Here is an 18,474-nt window from a genome sequence, read left to right as displayed (position 1 = left end):
AGAACAAAAAATTTTGTTGTTGTAGTAAGGTAAGTGAGGTCATTTGTAGTATAAAAAAGGATAGGAAAAGCAGTATTTATTTCCACATTATATTAAGGTTATTCTAGTATTCTCTTGATTTTTAATTAAATGAATTGGTTCTTTTTTAAAATTTATGAGTAAAGGTAAATGTAATGCTTTTTGTTTTTTATATGAAAGGGGTCGTGCATTTCATAATTAGGATCTTTTCCATTCGAGATTAATTACCAAATCTATTAATTAAAATAAAATTAAGATTTTCTTAATACTTTTCTTTATATTTTCTAAAGTTTTGCCTACTACACTTAGGCTATCAATAATAATGGAGGCAAAAAGTATGAAAAACATCATCGGTCAAATTTTAATAAAAAAATATTTGATCACATTAACAACTATTATGATTCTTTTTGGTTCATTTAATGGAGAAGAAGCTAGCGCACAAACAAGCAAAAAGGTTTATGAGATTGATCAATTCATTCAATCAATGATGGAAAAGAACAATATTCCGGGAGCATCTGTTGCAATTACTCATAAAGATAAGGTGATCTTTTCAAAAGGCTATGGACAAACAGCAGACAAGATTCCCGTCACATCAGATACTCCGTTTCCGATTGCTTCTTTAAGCAAATCCTTTACTGCTTTGGCTGTCATGCAGCTAGTTGAAGATGGGAGAGTAAATCTAGATACGCCTGTTGTCAATTACATTTCTTCTTTAAATTTACACGATAAAAGAGGGTCAAAAATAACTGTACGACATTTATTAAATCAAACAAGCGGGTTAACCGACAGGGTGAATCCTGACATGACTCTGAATCCACAACCAAATAGTCTTAAAGCTGCAATAGACCGAATAAAGAATGTTGATCTTGCTAGTGAACCCGGACAGAAATATCATTACCATAATCCAAATTATCAAATATTAGCTCGCCTGGTGGAAGTTGTAAGTAAAGAGAAATTCTCAGATTATTTAACTAATCATATTTTTAAACCATTAGATATGAAACATACTTATAATGTCACTAATACAAATGAACTTAATAAATCTGACAAGCTTTCTTCCGGACATTTTTTCCTTTTTGGAAAACCAGTGGCAGTAAACGAGCCAGAATGGTTTATCGATGGTCCAGCAGGCATTGTTTCTACCGCTGACGATATGGCGAACTGGTTAATCTCACAACAAAATGGCGGGATGTATAAGAATAATCAAATCCTAAGTTCTAGTGGCATTCAAATAATGCAAACTTCTGCAAGTTCAGAGATTTCATATGGAATGGGGTGGAATATCGGTGAAACAGAGGATGGCAAAAAACAAGTTCAGCATAGCGGAATCTTATGGACATACAAGGCTAAAGAAGTTTTATTGCCAGAGGATGGATATGGTGTGGTCATGCTGTTTAATAGTGGGTTAAATACATTTGTTGACTATTCCTCTTTTACAAATGGTATTACGAAGTTATTGGCCAATCATCCAACAGAAGAGTCTTTTTGGGGCAGCCAGTTTCTAGAAATAGGAATGATTGTTCTAATTGCGTTATCCATCATTTTAGAAATTCGAAACTTCCTGCATATAGAAAACTGGGAGCGAAAATATAAAAAACGTCCAAAATGGCGCTCATTTTTCTATCTCATTGTTAGGCTTATTCCGTTCTTTCTGCTTATTTTAATTCCATCTATCATCACATTTATTGGGGGTGGAAGAGTTCTTAATATGAAAGGAATCCTAATGACAATGCCTAGTATTATCATTTGGCTTGGAATAGTTTCTATAATGAGTCTAATAATTGTTATATCTCGTATGATCCGAATCCTTCAGATGAAGAAATAGATCAAATACATCTATAATACTTGTGAAAAAATAATAAGCTTGAGGATAGATGCCTCAAGCTTATTTAAAAATTCTAAACATGTATTAATCCTATAGCTTTGGGTTTAAAAATGGCAACAATTGTTATCATATTATATATTAATATGAAAATGTTCTTTAAGAAACTTTATTTTTTCTTCCTCTGATGAAAGCTCCCATTTTTCCTTTTGCCCATTTTTCGTTATTGTAACGGTTAAGCCAGATAAGGTTATACGGCCATCAGAAGTTCCGAGTGTAACGATATCCCCATGTGTGAAAGTAGAGTCTGGAGACGTTTGATTATATAGAGAGCCTTCTTCAAAATCTTCAATGTTTTTAACAGCGGTTGAAAATTGATAGAGTGTCTTCCATTGATCCTCATCCAAACGTTGTAAATCAAATGAACTTTGCCCTGCTTCTATTACTCGATAAGTCCCGCTTACATCCGTCTGTTCCTCTCCTGTTAAGGGAATTGGCTTTCGAACTGAGTCCCCAAAGCCAACATCTACAAGGTAGGGCCGGTCTAAGTGAACAATAATAGCTGCGTGTGTATCAGCTTTTGCCCAACCTTTAGGCCTTTTCACGGTGCAAGCTATGAGGTGAGAACGATAGCCTAGATTTGTTAAGAGCTGTTGGAATAGCCCGTTAAGCTCGTAGCAAAATCCTCCTCGCCCATTCTTCATAACTTTTTCATGAAAGCGATCAATGATTAAATTAATTTTCACTTTCCGTGTGACATCTAAATTTTCAAATGGAATTTTTTCCATATGATTTTTCTGGAGTTTAGCCAGATATTCTAATGTTAACTGCTCTTCCTTTTCAACTGAAATGCGTTTTAAGTATGCTTGAACATCCATAAAAACACCTTTGCTTTCTCGCAGATTTCGGCCGGCAAAATCCCAACTTTAGAAGTTCTGGGTACAGTAAATTCTAGGCGGGGGATTAAACAGCCCGTAAATGCCTGATGACGGACAAGATGTCCTAGCCAGGCGAAGGCCACAGGAATTGGCGTTCCTGGGCTATTCGTTTAACTAACAATTTATGGGATGAAGAACCCCAAACTAACTGACGTTTCACTCTTTCAAATAAATGAGCTTATCCTGCCTTTCGGATACTCGCCCAATAATAGATGCAGATGGAAGCCCTGCATGATGCAATTGCTGAACATATTGTTCTGCCTCTTCTTTATTCATTGCAACAAGCAATCCGCCTGAAGTAATTGCATCGCAAAGAATATATTGTTCATCAGGCATAATGGTGCCATAATCAACGTCATTAGCAAGCCAGTTATAGTTTGCTTTTGTGCCTCCAGGAATGACCCCTTTCACAGCAAGTTCATATGTACCATCTAGAATTGGGATACGTTTATAATCAATTTCAAGGCTTACATTACTTCCTCTAGCCATTTCACTTCCATGACCTAGCAGACCAAATCCAGTCACATCGGTTACTGCATGGGGTGTAAAGGAAGTCAAAATTTCAGCAGCGACTTTATTTAGAGAAGCCATTGTTTCGGTTACTTCTCTTTCTTGTTCTATTGTCACTACCCCACGTTTAATTCCGGTGGTCATGATTCCAACACCGATCGGCTTTGTTAAGACGAGAACATCGTCTGGTTTGGCACCAACATTTTTCCATACATGGTTTGGATGAACAATTCCTGTTACAGAAAGACCAAATTTTGGCTCTTGGTCATCAATGGAATGTCCTCCTACTGTAATTGCACCAGCTTCTTTCACCTTGTCTGCTGCACCTCTAAGTATCTCTGCTAATATATCAGGTCCCAGTTTTTTCACAGGATAACCAACAATATTGAGGACTGTTTTGGGCTGTCCTCCCATAGCATAAACATCACTAAGGGCATTTGAAGCGGCAATTTGGCCAAACATATATGGATCATCGACGATTGGAGTAAAGTAATCGATAGTTTGTATTAATGCAATTGAATCTGTTAATTGATACACACCAGCATCATCGCTTGTTTCATGGCCGACAAGCAATTCCGGAACTGGATCTTGTTTCGGCAACAGTCGCAAAACTTGCGACAAGTCCTCAGGACCAATTTTGCAGCCTCAGCCAGCTTTTGTTGACAATGAAGTTAAACGAATTTTTTCTTGCTCACTCACTGATACCACCTCCATCCATCAGTATACCTCTAATACTGAGTAAAATCACTTGATTGTAGTTCAGCATTTGTGGAAAAACAGCATTTATACTACAATAGAAGTGAAAAAATATGAAAGTTTCGAGAATTTATACTTGGAGGTCAATGATATGAAAACCTACGAAGTTAAAATCGAATTTTGCATGCAGTGAAACTATGCACCGAAAGCCGCGAGTTTCGCGGAAGAATTATTTACTCATTTTCGAACGAATATTAAGAAAATGGAATTAGTCCCTAGCTCTGGCGGGGTTTTCGAAGTGACTGTAAACGGAGAAAAAATTTACTCTAAAGATGAAACAGGATTATTTCCGAAAGCTCAAGAAGTGATTGGAAAAATGGAAGCATAGCCTATTAACAAACCTTCTCTATACAAAGAGGAGGTTTGTTTTATATAAAAATATTATGTAAACTAAACTATCAACTAGACTTCCTTTAGCCTTAGGGCAAAAATGGTATATAATGAATCTGCAAGAGAAGGAGGGGGCAAGTTGAAGCAGTTACTAAGAAATATACCTCCTGTTCATGAGCTCCAAAAAGATTCACGTTTTGTTCTATTGTTGGAGAAGAGCGGGATTGATTCAATACATATGACCAATGAAATGAAAAAAGTACTTGAATATGTTCGTACTGAAATTATCAATGGAAAATGGCAAGGGGCTGAGCCAGGCAGTCAGCAATTTACAGAGCTACTTTTTCAGCGTTTAGAAGAACATGCAGGAAAGCAATATAGCTATACGATTAAACGAGTGATTAATGCTACGGGGACAATTTTGCATACAAATCTTGGCCGTGCAAGACTGAGTGAACGTGCTGTAAATCATGTGCTTGAAACAGCATTACATTATTCCAATTTAGAGTATAGACTTGAAGAAGGTGAGCGTGGCTCAAGGCATAGTCATATTGAAGGACTGTTGAAAGAGCTTACTGGTGCAGAGGCTGCTATGGTTGTGAATAATAATGCAGCGGCGGTCTATCTCATACTTAAGGCATTGGCTAATAATCGTCAAGTGATTGTATCAAGGGGCCAGCTTGTTGAAATCGGCGGCTCTTTTCGAATCTCTTCTATAATGGAAGAAAGTGGTGCAGAGCTTGTTGAAGTAGGTACAACAAATAAAACACATCTTGCAGATTATGATCGGGCGATTACTGAACAAACGGCGATGGTTTTAAAGGTTCATACAAGCAATTTTAAGGTAATTGGTTTTACAAAAACAGTAGAAACAGAGGATTTGGCATCGCTTGCGCAAGAACGGAATATTCTCTTTTATGAGGATTTAGGGAGCGGCGCACTTTTTAATTTTGAAGAGAAAGGCATTGGCGATGAACCTATAGTTAAGAAAGTGCTGAAAAAGGGTGCAGATCTTGTTTCATTTAGCGGGGATAAGCTGCTTGGCGGTCCGCAAGCAGGAATTATTGCGGGGAAGCAGGAATTAATAAATCAGCTAAAGAAGCATCAGCTTGCAAGGGTTTTACGAGTGGATAAAATGACACTGGCTGCATTGGAAGGCACATTAATAGATTATTTAAAAGGGGAAGCAGGAATGAAAAATATTCCTGTGATTAGAGATTTATTAACTTCGAAGGAAGAACTGGAAAGAAGAACGCAAGCCTTTATCAGCAAACTTTTAAGCTGCACTGATCAGTACGTTGCAACATTAAAGGAAAGTGTTGGACAAGTAGGCGGTGGAACGATGCCAGATGTTGAGCTCAATACTTATGTTGCCATTATTAAACATAAGAATATGAGCGCAGACCAGCTCGCAAGAAAGCTACGGACTGGCTTCACACCTGGGATAATTGTTAGAATCCATAAGGAAGAGATTCTAATAGACTTAAGGGCTGTAACGAAGGAAGAGGAAATTCATCTCCTTCATTCATTAACTTTAATATAGATAAGGGTAACAGCTGAAGCAATAAGCGACAGCTGTTTTTTAATACCTTTACATATCGTGATTGCTGTTATGCTTTTGTCTTGTATGATTGCGGTTTTTCACTTTCTTTGATCCGCTAAGCGGTTCTGGCTGGCCTGTGTTATGCCCTTTTGTTGCATTTTTTCGCATATCCTTGCCATCGTTTTTATTCATTTCTACATCCCTCCTAGTCAATAGGATGGAATGTTAATGAGAAATTATGCGGAATAATTTTTTAAGGACTGCACAATTTAATTGTACAAAATATAGAAGGGGTGAATAGAACATGCCTTATAATAAGAACAAACAGCAAGCATTCCAAGCAGCCCAGCAGGGGATGGAAGATGCAGAAGAATTGTATCATGAAATTGTTAGAGATACTGCCAGCTATGGCCATCAATTAAAGCATTTAAAGCAGGAAGTGAATGAAGCCTATGAGCAAATTGAAAATGCACTGGAAGTGGCTTCAGAAACACAAAGAGCTCAACTGGAGAAATTTCAACAAGATTTAAGTTCAATGGTTCGTGAAGTAAACGAGTTTCAATAAAGATATATTTGCAAGAGTTACCTAAAGACTTTAAAAATAATGCATTGCTATGCTAAATGTAATTTGTAAAAAAAAGCAAAGTCTTACAAAAATAACTGCTAGCTTACAAAATAAACATGCAAAATAACTCCTGAATATCTGGTTAATTCTACAATAGAATGAAATTCAAAAGCCCGACATTTTACCGGGCTTTTTTTGCTTCTAGAAATAATTATTGATTCTTCTTCCTCTTTTTGTTGTTTTGCTTTTCTTTTTCTGTCAGTGGTTCATTGGCAAATTCCTCGTTAAAACCTGCACCCATTCCTTGACCTTTAGCCTGATTCATTCCTGGTATAACATGTTTTGCTTTCCTGTTTTTTGCCATCGTCTTCACCTCCATGTATAAGTTTTTGTTTTATTTGTAAAATTATGTAGTTTTTTTGCGTTTATCCTCCCGATTTCTTAAAGGTAAAAATTACTTTCTTACTATAATTTAATAAGTCGTTTTTATGAAATCTTAAAAAAACGACACTAATGATTTCCCCCTTTTTAATTAAAAAAATTAGAAATTAATATTTGGTATAAGTAATACTTATCGAAACCAATAACTTTCTTGTTATTTACATATAAAGAAGGTTGTATTAAGATAAGAATTGTGAGAAAAGTTAGGATAGATGAAAATTCCAACTTTTCGACAATTTCCTATATTTATTTTCTTGTAAATTTGTAAAAGGGGGATATACCCATGGCAAAAAATGATGTATTTAATGCCCGTAAATCTTTTGACTTGGACGGGAAGCGTTACCACTATTATCATTTAGGCGCACTTGAAGAAGCTGGCGCTGGCAATGTATCCAAATTACCTTACTCTATTAAAGTTCTATTAGAATCTGTTCTTCGTCAATATGACGGACGTGTAATTACTAAAGAGCATGTTGAAAACTTAGCAAAATGGGGAACTAGTGAAGTGAAGGAAGTAGATGTTCCATTCAAACCTTCACGTGTTATCCTTCAAGACTTTACAGGTGTTCCAGCAGTTGTAGATTTAGCATCCTTACGTAAAGCAATGGCAGACATGGGTGGAGATCCAGACAAAATTAATCCACTTAAGCCAGTAGACCTTGTAATTGACCACTCCGTACAAGTTGATAAATTTGGTACTGCAGAAGCACTGGATTTAAACATGGAGCTTGAATTTGAACGGAATGCAGAACGTTATCAATTCCTAAGCTGGGCACAAAAGGCATTTGATAATTATCGTGCTGTTCCACCAGCAACAGGTATTGTTCACCAAGTTAACTTAGAGTATTTAGCAAATGTTGTTCATGCAATTGAAAATGAAGATGGAGAATTTGAAGCGTTCCCTGATTCATTGGTAGGAACAGATTCCCATACAACAATGATTAATGGGATTGGCGTACTTGGATGGGGTGTAGGTGGAATTGAAGCAGAAGCAGGGATGCTTGGACAGCCTTCTTATTTCCCAGTTCCTGAAGTTGTAGGAGTAAAGCTTACTGGAGAGCTTCCAGATGGTACAACAGCTACTGATCTTGCGTTAAAAGTAACACAAGTGCTACGTGCACATGGTGTGGTTGGTAAATTTGTTGAGTTCTATGGTCCTGGTGTTCCTGCATTGCCGCTTGCTGATCGTGCAACAATTGCAAATATGGCACCTGAATATGGGGCAACATGCGGATTCTTCCCAGTGGATGATGAAGCTCTTGAATATATGCGTTTAACAGGACGTTCGGAAGAACAAATTAAAGTAGTTGAAACATATAGCAAAGAAAATGGATTATTCTTTGATCCTGCATTAGAGCCAGTTTATACAAATGTGGTAGAAATTAATCTTTCAGAAATCGAAGCGAATTTATCAGGTCCAAAGCGTCCTCAAGATTTAATTCCGCTTTCGGCAATGAAGAAAGAATTCAATGCTGCTTTAACAGCTCCTCAAGGAAACCAAGGATTTGGTTTAGATGAAAAAGAAATCGACAAAGAAGTGACAGTAAAATTCAATAATGGCGATACAACGCAAATGAAAACTGGAGCAGTTGCCATCGCAGCAATTACTAGCTGTACAAACACTTCTAACCCGTATGTACTGGTAGGTGCAGGCTTAGTTGCTAAAAAAGCAGTTGAACTTGGCATGGAAGTACCTAAATTCGTGAAAACATCTTTAGCTCCAGGATCAAAAGTAGTAACAGGTTACTTGCGTGATTCAGGACTTCTTCCTTACCTTGATCAGCTTGGCTTTAACCTTGTAGGCTACGGTTGTACGACATGTATCGGTAACTCGGGTCCATTGAAAGAAGAGATTGAAAAAGCTGTAGCTGAGAGCGATCTTCTTGTTACATCTGTCCTTTCTGGTAACCGTAACTTTGAAGGACGTATTCACCCGCTTGTAAAAGCCAACTATTTAGCTTCACCACCGCTTGTTGTTGCTTATGCACTTGCTGGAACAGTAGATATCGATCTTCAGAAAGATGCTATTGGGAAAGATAAAGACGGAAATGATGTATTCTTTAAGGATATTTGGCCAACGTCTGCTGAAATTAATAAAGTAGTGAAACAAACAGTTACTCCTGATTTGTTCCGTGCTGAATATGAGAATGTATTTGGTGACAATGCACTTTGGAATAAAATTCAAACGAGCAATGAGCCACTTTATACATTTGATGAAACATCAACATATATTCAAAACCCACCGTTCTTTGAGGGCTTAAAGCCTGATCCTGACGAAGTAAAACCTTTGAATGGTTTACGTGTTGTTGGTAAATTCGGTGATTCTGTAACAACGGACCATATTTCTCCTGCTGGTGCAATCGGTAAAGATACGCCTGCTGGAAAATATTTACGAGAAAATGGTGTGGAAGTTCGTGATTTTAACTCATACGGATCTCGTCGTGGAAACCATGAAGTGATGATGCGCGGAACTTTCGCAAACATTCGTATTCGTAATCAAATTGCACCTGGCACAGAAGGCGGATTCACAACTTACTGGCCAACTGGTGAAGTCACTTCAATTTATGACGCTTGCATGAAGTATAAAGAAGATGGAACTGGTCTTGTTGTTCTTGCTGGTAAAGATTATGGAATGGGATCTTCTCGTGACTGGGCTGCAAAAGGAACAAACCTGTTGGGAATTAAAACAGTTATTGCAGAAAGCTACGAGCGTATTCACCGTTCAAACCTTGTATTAATGGGCGTTCTGCCGCTTCAGTTTAAAGATGGTGAAAGTGCTGAAACGCTTGGCTTAACTGGCAAAGAAACAATCGATGTTCAAGTAGATGAAAGCGTACGACCTCGTGATCTTGTTCAAGTTACTGCTACCGATGAAAATGGAAATAAGAAAACGTTTGAAGTACTTGTTCGTTTCGATTCAGAAGTTGAAATTGATTACTACCGTCACGGAGGAATCTTGCAAATGGTTCTTCGTGAAAAGCTAGCTAACTAAATGATTATAAAAGGCATGTGATTTCAGAAATGAAATGGCATGCTTTTTTATTTTTAAAATTGTCACAATTACCTTGTCTAACCTAAGGGAAATCATCTTATTTTTTATTTGTGTCTGGGTTACAATAACCATATAAGGTTAAAAAAGGTGTGGAACAGCATGTTAAAAAAAGTAATAGCTATCGTTTTTTTATGCGGCTTAATGACAGTCGCAATCGTTCAAGCAATGGAAAAGAATGCAAAGGAAGAGCAAGAAGTTGAATCGATTCAGACAAATAATCTCCCCGGTCTGGCGGTAGGGCTAAAGGCTCCGGATTTTGAATTAAAAAATTTGGCAGGTGAAACAGTCCGTCTTTCTGATTTTAAAGGACAAAAGATCATGCTTAATTTTTGGGCAACTTGGTGCCCGCCGTGTAAAAAGGAAATGCCGGATATGCAAAAATTTTTTGAGCTAGCTAAAAATGATGTGGTCATTCTTGCGGTAAATATTGATCCTGAAGCTGATGTTGCTGGCTTTGCAAAGAAAATGGATGTTCATTTTCCTATCTTATTAGATGAAAAAGATAAAGTAAGCTCAATCTACAAAATCCTGACCATTCCAACCACGTATTTTATTGATGAGGACGGCATCATCCGGCATAAGCATTTAAGTGCAATGACTGTTGAGATGATGAAGGAATATACAGGTTTATAAAATGTTAAAGCATCAGAGTATGCAGCTGATGCTTTTTATTTTGCTAAAACAAATAAATTTTCAAAAAGTTGTAATAATTACAAAGTTTTTTGTGAATAATAACTGTTAATATAGGATTAAAGGAAGGTGAAATAACTAATGAGAAAACCAAGAAAACGTTCATTCGCCGATCTTGTTTTAGAAAATAAACGGCAAATATTAAAAGATCAAGCCGCTATGGATAGAATTGAGGCACGATTAGAACAAAAGCGATTAAATAAAGCTGAATAACAATATTTACAAGAAATAACTCCCTTCTCAAATGACCATACTTAAATTGAGGAGGGATATTTTTATGGGAAATCCAAAAAGAGATGCAAGAAAATTTAATCCAAACCATATTGGTACGCAACCAAGAGGCTATGGAGGAAATAATGGCAAAAAAATGCAAAGCAACACTGGCGGAGTGCCGCAGGTAATGCAAACCAAAGGTGAATAATTATATCTATCCTTAATAACCACCGTATTAATTTACGGTGGTATTTAAATTGAATAAAAAAGATAACATTTTAAAATTGAAGGTCAGTCCAAAGCAAACACTAGCGTAAATTTGACGCCCTTTCCTCAAAAGGTCTAGAATGAATGTCTTATGGATCTTCGTGTATCCATTATGCCGTCAGGAGCTGCTCAATCCATACAAAGCCAAACAAGTTGTTTGTGTTTTCTTTTTAAACAACCACTTTTTTCCGTTGATATTTTTACTCTTAATTCACAAACTAAATGCGTATTACTACAACAATATTAGGAGGACTAGGAGTATGGCCTATAATAATAAACCAAAACTAGATGATCGCAGTGACAATGTTGAAAAGTTACAAACGATGGTTCAAAATACAATCGAAAATATACATGAAGCGGAAGAAACATTAGAATTTTCGAATGCAGAGGATCGAGCTAGAGTTGAAGCTAAAAACGAGCGCAGAAAGGAAAGTATTGATGCGATGCGCTCTGAAATTGAGGATGAATCCCAAGCTAGACAAAATGGATATAATCAATAACAACATGTAACCTAAGAAGACCTGTTCCAAATGGACAGGTCTTTTCCTATAAAGGATGCAGGTAAATATGATATGATAGGTATGGAATTTGATAAGAAGAAGTGTGAGATTATGGAAAAACAAAGACAAAAGCAGTCAATTATAGACAAATGGCAGCAATGGGAACAGGAATTAATTCAAAATAAGTACATAAAGAATGAAGCGGATTTATTATCAGCAATCAAATCATTAGATGAAAATTCTGATCCAAAGCTTGCTTCTGAACTATTAACAATTGCTTCCTTATCGAGAATGAATAAATATAAGCAGGATTCATTAAGCTTGGCATGGCTCAAGAAAGCGAATCAATTAAATGAAAAGAACGAAAGAGCAGCAGAATTATTAGGGCAATTCGAATGGAAAAAGAAAGAAGAAACCCTTGATACACTTGTTTTTCCGCCATTAAGAGAAACAGATAACAGGCAAGCAAAGAAAAAAACAGCAGAGCAATTTTTGCTTATTTGCCAACAATTTCTTGATCATGCAGATGCTGAAAGAGATCAATTACAAAGAGGGAAGGAAAATGCCCAAAAGAGAAAGGATCTCAGTTTACAGCATACACATGAGAAACTGGTTCTCCTATTGGAAGAGGTCATTGAAGAGACAGCCTTGTTCTTGAAGGCATCAGAAGAATATGATCAATCGATAGCGGGTGTATTCTATACTTCGACTTATTATAGTGACATGAAGAGGCACTTAGATCGAATTGAAGATTTGAAAAAAGAATGGGCCGAGATGTTTGCTGACGAGAATGAGGAGGCAGAATCAGAAAGGAATCCTCTTGAAGAGCTAGAGGGAATGATTGGACTTGTCCATGTGAAAAAGAGAGTAAATGATTACTATCGCTTCCTTACCTATCAAAAGGAACGAAAGAAACTTGGATTTCAAGTAAAGGATGAAATGAGCTTAAACATGGTCTTAACTGGGAATCCAGGGACAGGGAAAACGACAATTGCTCGCTTATTGGCTAAAATTTATCATGAGCTTGGCGTTCTGCCGCGAGAAGATGTAGTTGAAGCAGACCGCTCACAGCTTGTTGGTTCCTTTGTTGGTCAAACAGAAGAAAATGTTCGCACAATGGTGGAAAAAGCGCTTGGTGGAGTCCTTTTTATCGATGAAGCGTACAGTCTTAAAAGAGAGGGACAATCTGGAAACGATTATGGACAGACAGCAATCGATACGCTCGTTTCATTGATGACTGGACCAGAATATGGCGGGAAATTTGCAGTTATATTGGCTGGTTATCCAGATGAGATGAGACAGTTTTTAGATGCCAATCCAGGCTTAAGAAGCCGCTTTCCACAATCTAATCATATCCAGCTTCCTGACTATTCGAACGCCGAACTAATCGGGATTGCTGAGAAGCTTGCAATAGAAAATGATTATGTGATGACAGATGATGCAAAGCTGGAACTTGAAAAAACGATTGATAAGGAACGAGTGGATGATACGTTTGGCAATGCACGGACCGTTCACGATTTAGTCCTAGGCGCAATTTTTAAAAAGGGTTCACATTCTTCACTGGACAAGCATATTTTGACGTATACACTGCTTGAAAAAGAGGATTTCGAAGTAATCAAGTCCGAAAAGGCAGTGAATCCAAGGGAACAATTAGATCAACTAATTGGACTTGACTTAATAAAAAATGAAGTAAAGATGCTGATTTCTTTTGTGAAAATGCAGCAAATTAGGAGAGAAAAAGGATTGCCCGTCGTTCCAATCCAGCTTCATTCCGTGTTTACTGGCAACCCTGGAACAGGTAAGACAACAGTTGCAAAAATTTTTGCAGAGCTCTTGAGGGAATGCGGGGTGCTGAAAAGAGGCCATTTAGTTGTTACTAGCCGCGCAGATTTTGTTGCTGGCTATGTTGGGCAAACAGCTATAAAAACAAAAAAAATGATTCGAGATGCACTTGGCGGTGTTCTTTTTATTGATGAGGCGTATTCGTTGCTGTCTTCTTCTCAAGGGGATTTTGGTAAGGAAGTAGTTAACACGCTTGTTGATGAAATGACGAAGCATAATGAAAATTTAGTTGTCATTTTGGCTGGTTATCCAAAGGAAATGGATGAATTACTAAAAAGTAATCCAGGGTTAAGATCGAGATTTAAGAAGTTTTTCCAATTTAATGATTATTCTAATGAAGAATTGCTGCAAATTATCATTAACTATGCCTCATATTATCAGTATCATATATCTTCAGATGCTCTGAACTATCTCAAAGAATCATTGGATAGTATAACAATTAATGGGAATGCCAGATTCGCAACGAATGTAACAGATGAAGCCATTCAGTCACAGGCGCTAAGATTAATGGAAGAAGTAGACAAGCAAAATAATCGATTGGAAAAAGTGAACAACCTAGAAAAATCTGATTTTGAAACTGCCATTTTCAGATTAGGAAAAGGGGAATAAAAATGTTTGTTTCAACGAGGGAAATTGAAGTAAGATATGCGGAGACTGATCAAATGGGTGTTGTCTATCATGCTAATTACCTAATCTGGATGGAATTAGGGCGCACTCAATTAATTAAGGATTTAGGCTTTAATTATGCCGAATTGGAGAAGGACGGTATCCTTTCTCCGGTAATGGATATTCAAGCATCATATAAAAAACCGCTTCTTTATGGACAAAAAGCAATTGTGAAAACTTGGATAGAAGAGTATGATGGATTACGTGTCAATTACGGATATGAAATTTTCAATGAAGAGGGGGAATTAGCTGTTACTGGTCTTACTAAGCATGTATGTGTAAAAAAGGACTCCTTCCGCCCGCTTTCGATTAGAAAAAAATATCCTGAATGGCATGAAGCGTATGAAAAAGCAAAGAAACAACCAGTAGAAGCTAATTAATTTTGAGGAGCGTAAGCGCTTAGGAAGATATCGCTCCTGATCTCTTCTTTTTATACGATTGGTGGTGCAGGCTTTGGCATTTGGTTTAAAAAAGAAAGACATAAAAGAATGGAAAACTAAGATTGATCAAGGTGAATTAGCCTTTTTAACACATTTTTGGCTAGATGACCGCTTTCCAGGGTATAAGACGGTGACTAAAGTTGGCTGCAGCGATATGAACCGCCTAATTGAATGGGGAAAAAAATATCAGTTACGGCCCGAATGGATACATAGGCGGAAAGACGGGTATTCCCATTATGATTTAATTGGGGAACACCAAGCAAAGATATTAGAAGCAGAAGGGCTTGAAGATCATATTTGGGAAGGAAAAAAGAGTTAGCAGAACATGTCTGTAACTCTTTTTTTGTTATTTTTCGTATTTAAATTCAGGTTCTTTTGCTTTTTCATTAAATTCAACAAAGAGATTATGGTTATCGAAATACCACAAATCTTTTTGCTCAATATAATAGGTAATGCCATCTTTTGTTGTTGATATGCCAGCATCAAGCGGTTCTTCAGTTGAAATGCCCAACGAAAAGCCTTGCTGTACAGTACTATGGCCGCCATATCGGGCAAAAAAACGAACGTAGTCTCCAGTATTCAGCTCCATTTCCTCTTTATACCAGTTAGCAGCTTGGTCATTAATTACTATTTTCAAAATAAACTCCTCCTTAAAGCAACTCTAATTCATACACCATATGTTGCGCTTAATTTCTGTTCTGGATTGAAAAATAAGTCACTGCATTCTAATATACCCTTATTCAATAAACGGAATCAGACTACTCAGGATCATAAGACAATTAAAGACAATATGCCAAATGACAGCGGGAAAAATGCTGCCTGAACGAATGGTAATGCCCGCATAGAAAAAGCCGCCAATTGCAAAACCGAAGCATACTGGAATCGAGTAGCCTAGTATTAAGTGTGATAAGCCAAAGCCTAATCCTGAAAAAAGCAAAGCTGCTTTTTCACCTGCAAGATTGACCATCCTCGTAAGTATGATCCCTCTCCATAATATCTCTTCCAATATCCCATTAATAATCGAAAAGGATAATAGGAATAGCAGGAGAGGGAAGCTAAAACTAGGATTTTCATGGATGATAAAGGGCAAGAATATCGCTATATTGATACTTAAGGCAATGAGCAAAAATCCCTTAATAGAAATAGAGTGAAAACCATGCCAAATAAAGGGGAATGATATTTTTGCTTTCCAATTCGACCATTTCCAATAAAGAATCGGCGTCTCACCAAACTTCTTTGCAACATACAACATGAATATGATAGGGAATAATATTAAAAAACGACTAAGAACCATTAAAATGTTTACATGATAGGGGAGATTGTCTATAAGTCGGTCCCCAAAAAGGTAACAAAAGTGGCCAAGGATATAGGCAGCCAAGCTCCACAGAAAAACTCTTTTTTGTTTTGCAAAAATTGCTAAGTAAAGAATAGATGCAAGCAAGAGGGTAAAAGCGATAGTGAACAGTTTAAATTGAACAATGACAATAATGATAACAAATAAGAAGAGCTGAAAATAGGGAAGAATCATTTTATGCTTTCCTGAAATCACAATGTGTTCACCCCTTCAATAAGCCATTCTACCACTTTTACCCTCTTTTTTCTTATTTTAGCACTTACTAATAGTAGAAAGATTGAATAAAGAATGAACAAAGCCTGCTCTATGGCATATTTTTCTTATAAAGACGTTTTAAAATGCATAATCAATTCTCTTAGTTCAAAGGTTAGCTTATGTAAGTTATCAGATATGGTCTTTACATCTTGAACAGATTGCTGCTGTTCTTTTGTCATACTTGTCACTTCCTCCACACCTGCTGAAGTTTCTTCAGAGATGGCAATGACACTATCAACTGAGCTTGAAATCGACTGACTGCTGGATGAAAGAATAACACTTGCACCTGCTATTTCATCAATTTCTGTTATAAGATGCTCAATAAATTGAATCATATTGTCATAACTATCCGCTGTGTTCTTTACCATTTCTGCACCTTGGACAGCAGATTCTCTTCCAATATCAATATTTTCAAGAGCTTTAGAAGAATCACTTTGAATTTCTGTAATTAACGCAGAGATTTTTTCAACAGAATCCCTGCTTTGCTCGGCGAGCTTTTTGACTTCCTGAGCTACTACTGCAAACCCTTTGCCTTGCTCACCTGCTCTTGCGGCTTCAATCGCTGCATTAAGTGAAAGTAAATTTGTTTGCTCTGCAATATCTTGAATGAAGGCAGTAATATCATTAATTGTTTGCAGCTTTTGGTCAAGCTTTTTCATAATCGTGGTTGAATCAATTGATTGGATAACGATTCGGTTCATTTTATTTTTCATGTTTTCCGTTGCTCTTTGACCTTCGGCAGTTACTGCTTTCGTATCTTGAGCATATTCGACTATTTTACTTATTCGTTCCGACATGGAACGGACGGCAATATCATTTTTTTCGACATGTGCAGAAATATTGAACATATCTGAAGTAAGCTGTTCAGTGCCGCTTGCTACTTCATCCATCGCAGAGCTTACAATGGATGTCACATGTGTGGAAACGCCTGCTTGGTTATTTAATACATTTGAATCTTTTTCAACCTCAAGAATTAAGTCATTCATTTTACTAGCCATATTTCTTAGACTATCAATCATATGATTAACAGAAATAAATAATGCACTGATTTCATCCTTTGATTTTACCTCCATTTTCCTTGTTAAATCTCCATTGGCAACATCTTTTAAGAAAGTAGAAAGCTTTTTTATTGGTTGAATGAAATATTTGGCGAAGAAGAGGCTGGTTACGATTGAAATAGCGAGCAGGATTAGGATGATGATGACTTGTGCTGACAATAATTTGGTAAAAATAGATTGCAATTTTTTGTCAGCATCTACAATTCGGCTGCTCATATTTTGAGAAATTTGATTAGAGAAAGACTTGATTTCCTCTTGAGAAATAACAGAAAATATCTCCCAACCTGTTTCTTCGTCCTTATCACTTACATATGTAACTTGATCAATATCTAAATATATATTTTTATCGTTTCTTTCTTTAAAAATAGGCAATGAGGATATATTCTCATTTTTACGTACTAATTCTTTGTCCTTATAAGCTAGAAGAGAACCATCTTTGTCGGTTAATATCACATAGCCTGTATTTCCAACCTTTGTATTTGCAATCGATGCAGTTAGTTTCTCAAGAGATAGGTCAACACCTAATACACCATATAATTTTTCATCCTTAAACAAAGGCAAGCTAATAGTGACGAGATAGTTATCTGTTCCTGCATCAAGATAGGCATCGGTAATAATAAATTGTTCATTTTCAGCTGTCTTTGCGGGCGTGTACCATGGTCTAGTCGTTGGATCATATTCAGAAGGCAAAGGATAGTCGGCAGGATAAATGGTAAAATTTTTTTCTTCTGTCCCTAAGTACATATTCGTGATTAACTCATTTTGTAAGGCAATTTTTTCAAATAATGCTGCTAAGGCAGCTGGATCGTTTGAAAAGACATCATTAAAATTTGAAACAGCAGCTAAATCACTTTTTGCTCTTGAAATGATATCATTTATGGATGCTTTTACATTTTCTGTCTCATGGTAGGTCAAGGTACCAGCATAGTGCTCAGCAAATCCATTTACATCTCTCATTGCATCTGCAGCTAATCCGCTTGTTAACTCCTTTCCGTTCTTTGAGAAGAGAGAGACAGAAACATAAGTAAACCCAGAACTTACTGCTAAAATAAGCACCATTGTCGATAACACACCGACAATTAATTTAGTCTTTAGTGACAATTGAATTTCCCCCCTAAAACCTATATGAAACATTTCTGCCTTACTTAATTATAATCTATAGGTAGGAGGTACTATTTTGAATTTTCGAAAGTTATGTAACACTTTTAAAATAG

General features: G+C 36.8%; 18 protein-coding genes and 1 pseudogene. 12 read left to right on the top strand and 7 right to left on the bottom strand.

The features are described from left to right. Window positions 1-355 precede the first annotated feature (355 nt). Window positions 356-1,843, top strand: a complete 1,488-nt coding sequence (locus ASU02_RS14100) for a serine hydrolase domain-containing protein (protein WP_057764653.1) — start codon at window positions 356-358, stop codon at window positions 1,841-1,843. Between the two features lie 131 nt (window positions 1,844-1,974). On the opposite strand, the gene ASU02_RS14095 is transcribed toward ASU02_RS14100, so the two are convergent. Together ASU02_RS14095 and selD are read right to left on the bottom strand one after the other, a co-directional pair. After that, window positions 1,975-2,718, bottom strand: coding sequence for an arylamine N-acetyltransferase family protein (locus tag ASU02_RS14095; RefSeq protein ID WP_057764650.1), 744 nt, complete (start codon window positions 2,716-2,718; stop codon window positions 1,975-1,977). Window positions 2,719-2,934: 216 nt separating this feature from the next. Next, window positions 2,935-4,002: a selenide, water dikinase SelD gene (selD, locus tag ASU02_RS14090; protein WP_408607273.1), complete on the bottom strand. Its 1,068-nt coding sequence runs from the start codon at window positions 4,000-4,002 to the stop codon at window positions 2,935-2,937. A 187-nt stretch (window positions 4,003-4,189) separates the two neighbouring features. Here selD and ASU02_RS25900 point away from each other — a divergent pair. Further along, window positions 4,190-4,372: pseudogene (locus ASU02_RS25900) on the top strand (Rdx family protein); the annotation flags it as partial. 141 nt (window positions 4,373-4,513) lie between these two features. Further along, window positions 4,514-5,917 (top strand): L-seryl-tRNA(Sec) selenium transferase, encoded by a 1,404-nt coding sequence (gene selA / locus ASU02_RS14085; protein WP_057764646.1) that lies wholly within the window; start codon window positions 4,514-4,516, stop codon window positions 5,915-5,917. A gap of 48 nt (window positions 5,918-5,965) precedes the next feature. On the opposite strand, the gene ASU02_RS25895 is transcribed toward selA, so the two are convergent. Continuing rightward, window positions 5,966-6,109, bottom strand: a complete 144-nt coding sequence (locus ASU02_RS25895; RefSeq protein WP_082631801.1) for a small acid-soluble spore protein P — start codon at window positions 6,107-6,109, stop codon at window positions 5,966-5,968. Window positions 6,110-6,221: 112 nt separating this feature from the next. Between ASU02_RS25895 and ASU02_RS14080 the strand changes: the two genes are divergently transcribed. After that, window positions 6,222-6,482 carry a hypothetical protein gene (locus ASU02_RS14080; protein ID WP_057764644.1) on the top strand — a complete coding sequence of 87 codons (261 nt, stop codon included), beginning with the start codon at window positions 6,222-6,224 and terminating at the stop codon, window positions 6,480-6,482. Between the two features lie 211 nt (window positions 6,483-6,693). Here ASU02_RS14080 and sspO read toward each other — a convergent pair whose 3' ends face one another. Continuing rightward, a complete protein-coding gene (gene sspO / locus ASU02_RS14075) occupies window positions 6,694-6,846 on the bottom strand; it encodes a small acid-soluble spore protein O (RefSeq protein WP_057764642.1) in 153 nt (50 codons plus the stop codon). A gap of 360 nt (window positions 6,847-7,206) precedes the next feature. On the opposite strand from sspO, the gene acnA reads away from it, so the two are divergent. The 8 genes from acnA to ASU02_RS14035 all read left to right on the top strand — a co-directional run bounded on the left by acnA (window position 7,207) and on the right by ASU02_RS14035 (window position 14,912). After that, window positions 7,207-9,915: an aconitate hydratase AcnA gene (acnA, locus tag ASU02_RS14070; protein ID WP_057764640.1), complete on the top strand. Its 2,709-nt coding sequence runs from the start codon at window positions 7,207-7,209 to the stop codon at window positions 9,913-9,915. Window positions 9,916-10,074: 159 nt separating this feature from the next. Continuing rightward, window positions 10,075-10,608 (top strand): peroxiredoxin family protein, encoded by a 534-nt coding sequence (locus ASU02_RS14065; protein WP_057764638.1) that lies wholly within the window; start codon window positions 10,075-10,077, stop codon window positions 10,606-10,608. A gap of 138 nt (window positions 10,609-10,746) precedes the next feature. Further along, the gene (locus ASU02_RS14060) at window positions 10,747-10,878 is read left to right on the top strand and encodes an FbpB family small basic protein (protein WP_057764637.1); all 132 of its coding nucleotides are present in this window, start codon (window positions 10,747-10,749) and stop codon (window positions 10,876-10,878) included. A 64-nt stretch (window positions 10,879-10,942) separates the two neighbouring features. Beyond that, window positions 10,943-11,086: an acid-soluble spore protein N gene (locus ASU02_RS14055; protein ID WP_057764635.1), complete on the top strand. Its 144-nt coding sequence runs from the start codon at window positions 10,943-10,945 to the stop codon at window positions 11,084-11,086. Window positions 11,087-11,405: 319 nt separating this feature from the next. Next, complete coding sequence (gene tlp / locus ASU02_RS14050; protein ID WP_057764633.1) at window positions 11,406-11,645, top strand: small acid-soluble spore protein Tlp; 240 nt, start codon at window positions 11,406-11,408, stop codon at window positions 11,643-11,645. Between the two features lie 30 nt (window positions 11,646-11,675). Then, window positions 11,676-14,096 carry an AAA family ATPase gene (locus tag ASU02_RS14045; protein WP_232426255.1) on the top strand — a complete coding sequence of 807 codons (2,421 nt, stop codon included), beginning with the start codon at window positions 11,676-11,678 and terminating at the stop codon, window positions 14,094-14,096. A 2-nt stretch (window positions 14,097-14,098) separates the two neighbouring features. Continuing rightward, on the top strand, window positions 14,099-14,533 hold the full coding sequence (locus ASU02_RS14040) for an acyl-CoA thioesterase (protein ID WP_057764632.1): 435 nt from the start codon (window positions 14,099-14,101) through the stop codon (window positions 14,531-14,533). A 73-nt stretch (window positions 14,534-14,606) separates the two neighbouring features. After that, on the top strand, window positions 14,607-14,912 hold the full coding sequence (locus ASU02_RS14035; RefSeq protein WP_057764629.1) for a hypothetical protein: 306 nt from the start codon (window positions 14,607-14,609) through the stop codon (window positions 14,910-14,912). Between the two features lie 27 nt (window positions 14,913-14,939). Here ASU02_RS14035 and ASU02_RS14030 read toward each other — a convergent pair whose 3' ends face one another. From ASU02_RS14030 to ASU02_RS14020, 3 genes are all read right to left on the bottom strand, one after another. After that, window positions 14,940-15,230, bottom strand: a complete 291-nt coding sequence (locus tag ASU02_RS14030) for a HesB/YadR/YfhF family protein (protein WP_057764627.1) — start codon at window positions 15,228-15,230, stop codon at window positions 14,940-14,942. 99 nt (window positions 15,231-15,329) lie between these two features. After that, a complete protein-coding gene (locus ASU02_RS14025) occupies window positions 15,330-16,142 on the bottom strand; it encodes a CPBP family intramembrane glutamic endopeptidase (RefSeq protein ID WP_057764625.1) in 813 nt (270 codons plus the stop codon). A gap of 125 nt (window positions 16,143-16,267) precedes the next feature. Continuing rightward, on the bottom strand, window positions 16,268-18,361 hold the full coding sequence (locus ASU02_RS14020; protein ID WP_057764623.1) for a methyl-accepting chemotaxis protein: 2,094 nt from the start codon (window positions 18,359-18,361) through the stop codon (window positions 16,268-16,270). Window positions 18,362-18,474: the final 113 nt, after the last annotated feature.

Origin of the sequence: Cytobacillus praedii (assembly GCF_001439605.1) — a bacterium.
Taxonomy (GTDB): Bacteria; Bacillota; Bacilli; order Bacillales; family Cytobacillaceae; genus Cytobacillus; species Cytobacillus praedii.
Note: the sequence above shows the minus strand (reverse complement) of the source record. Positions and strands in the feature narration are given on the sequence as shown.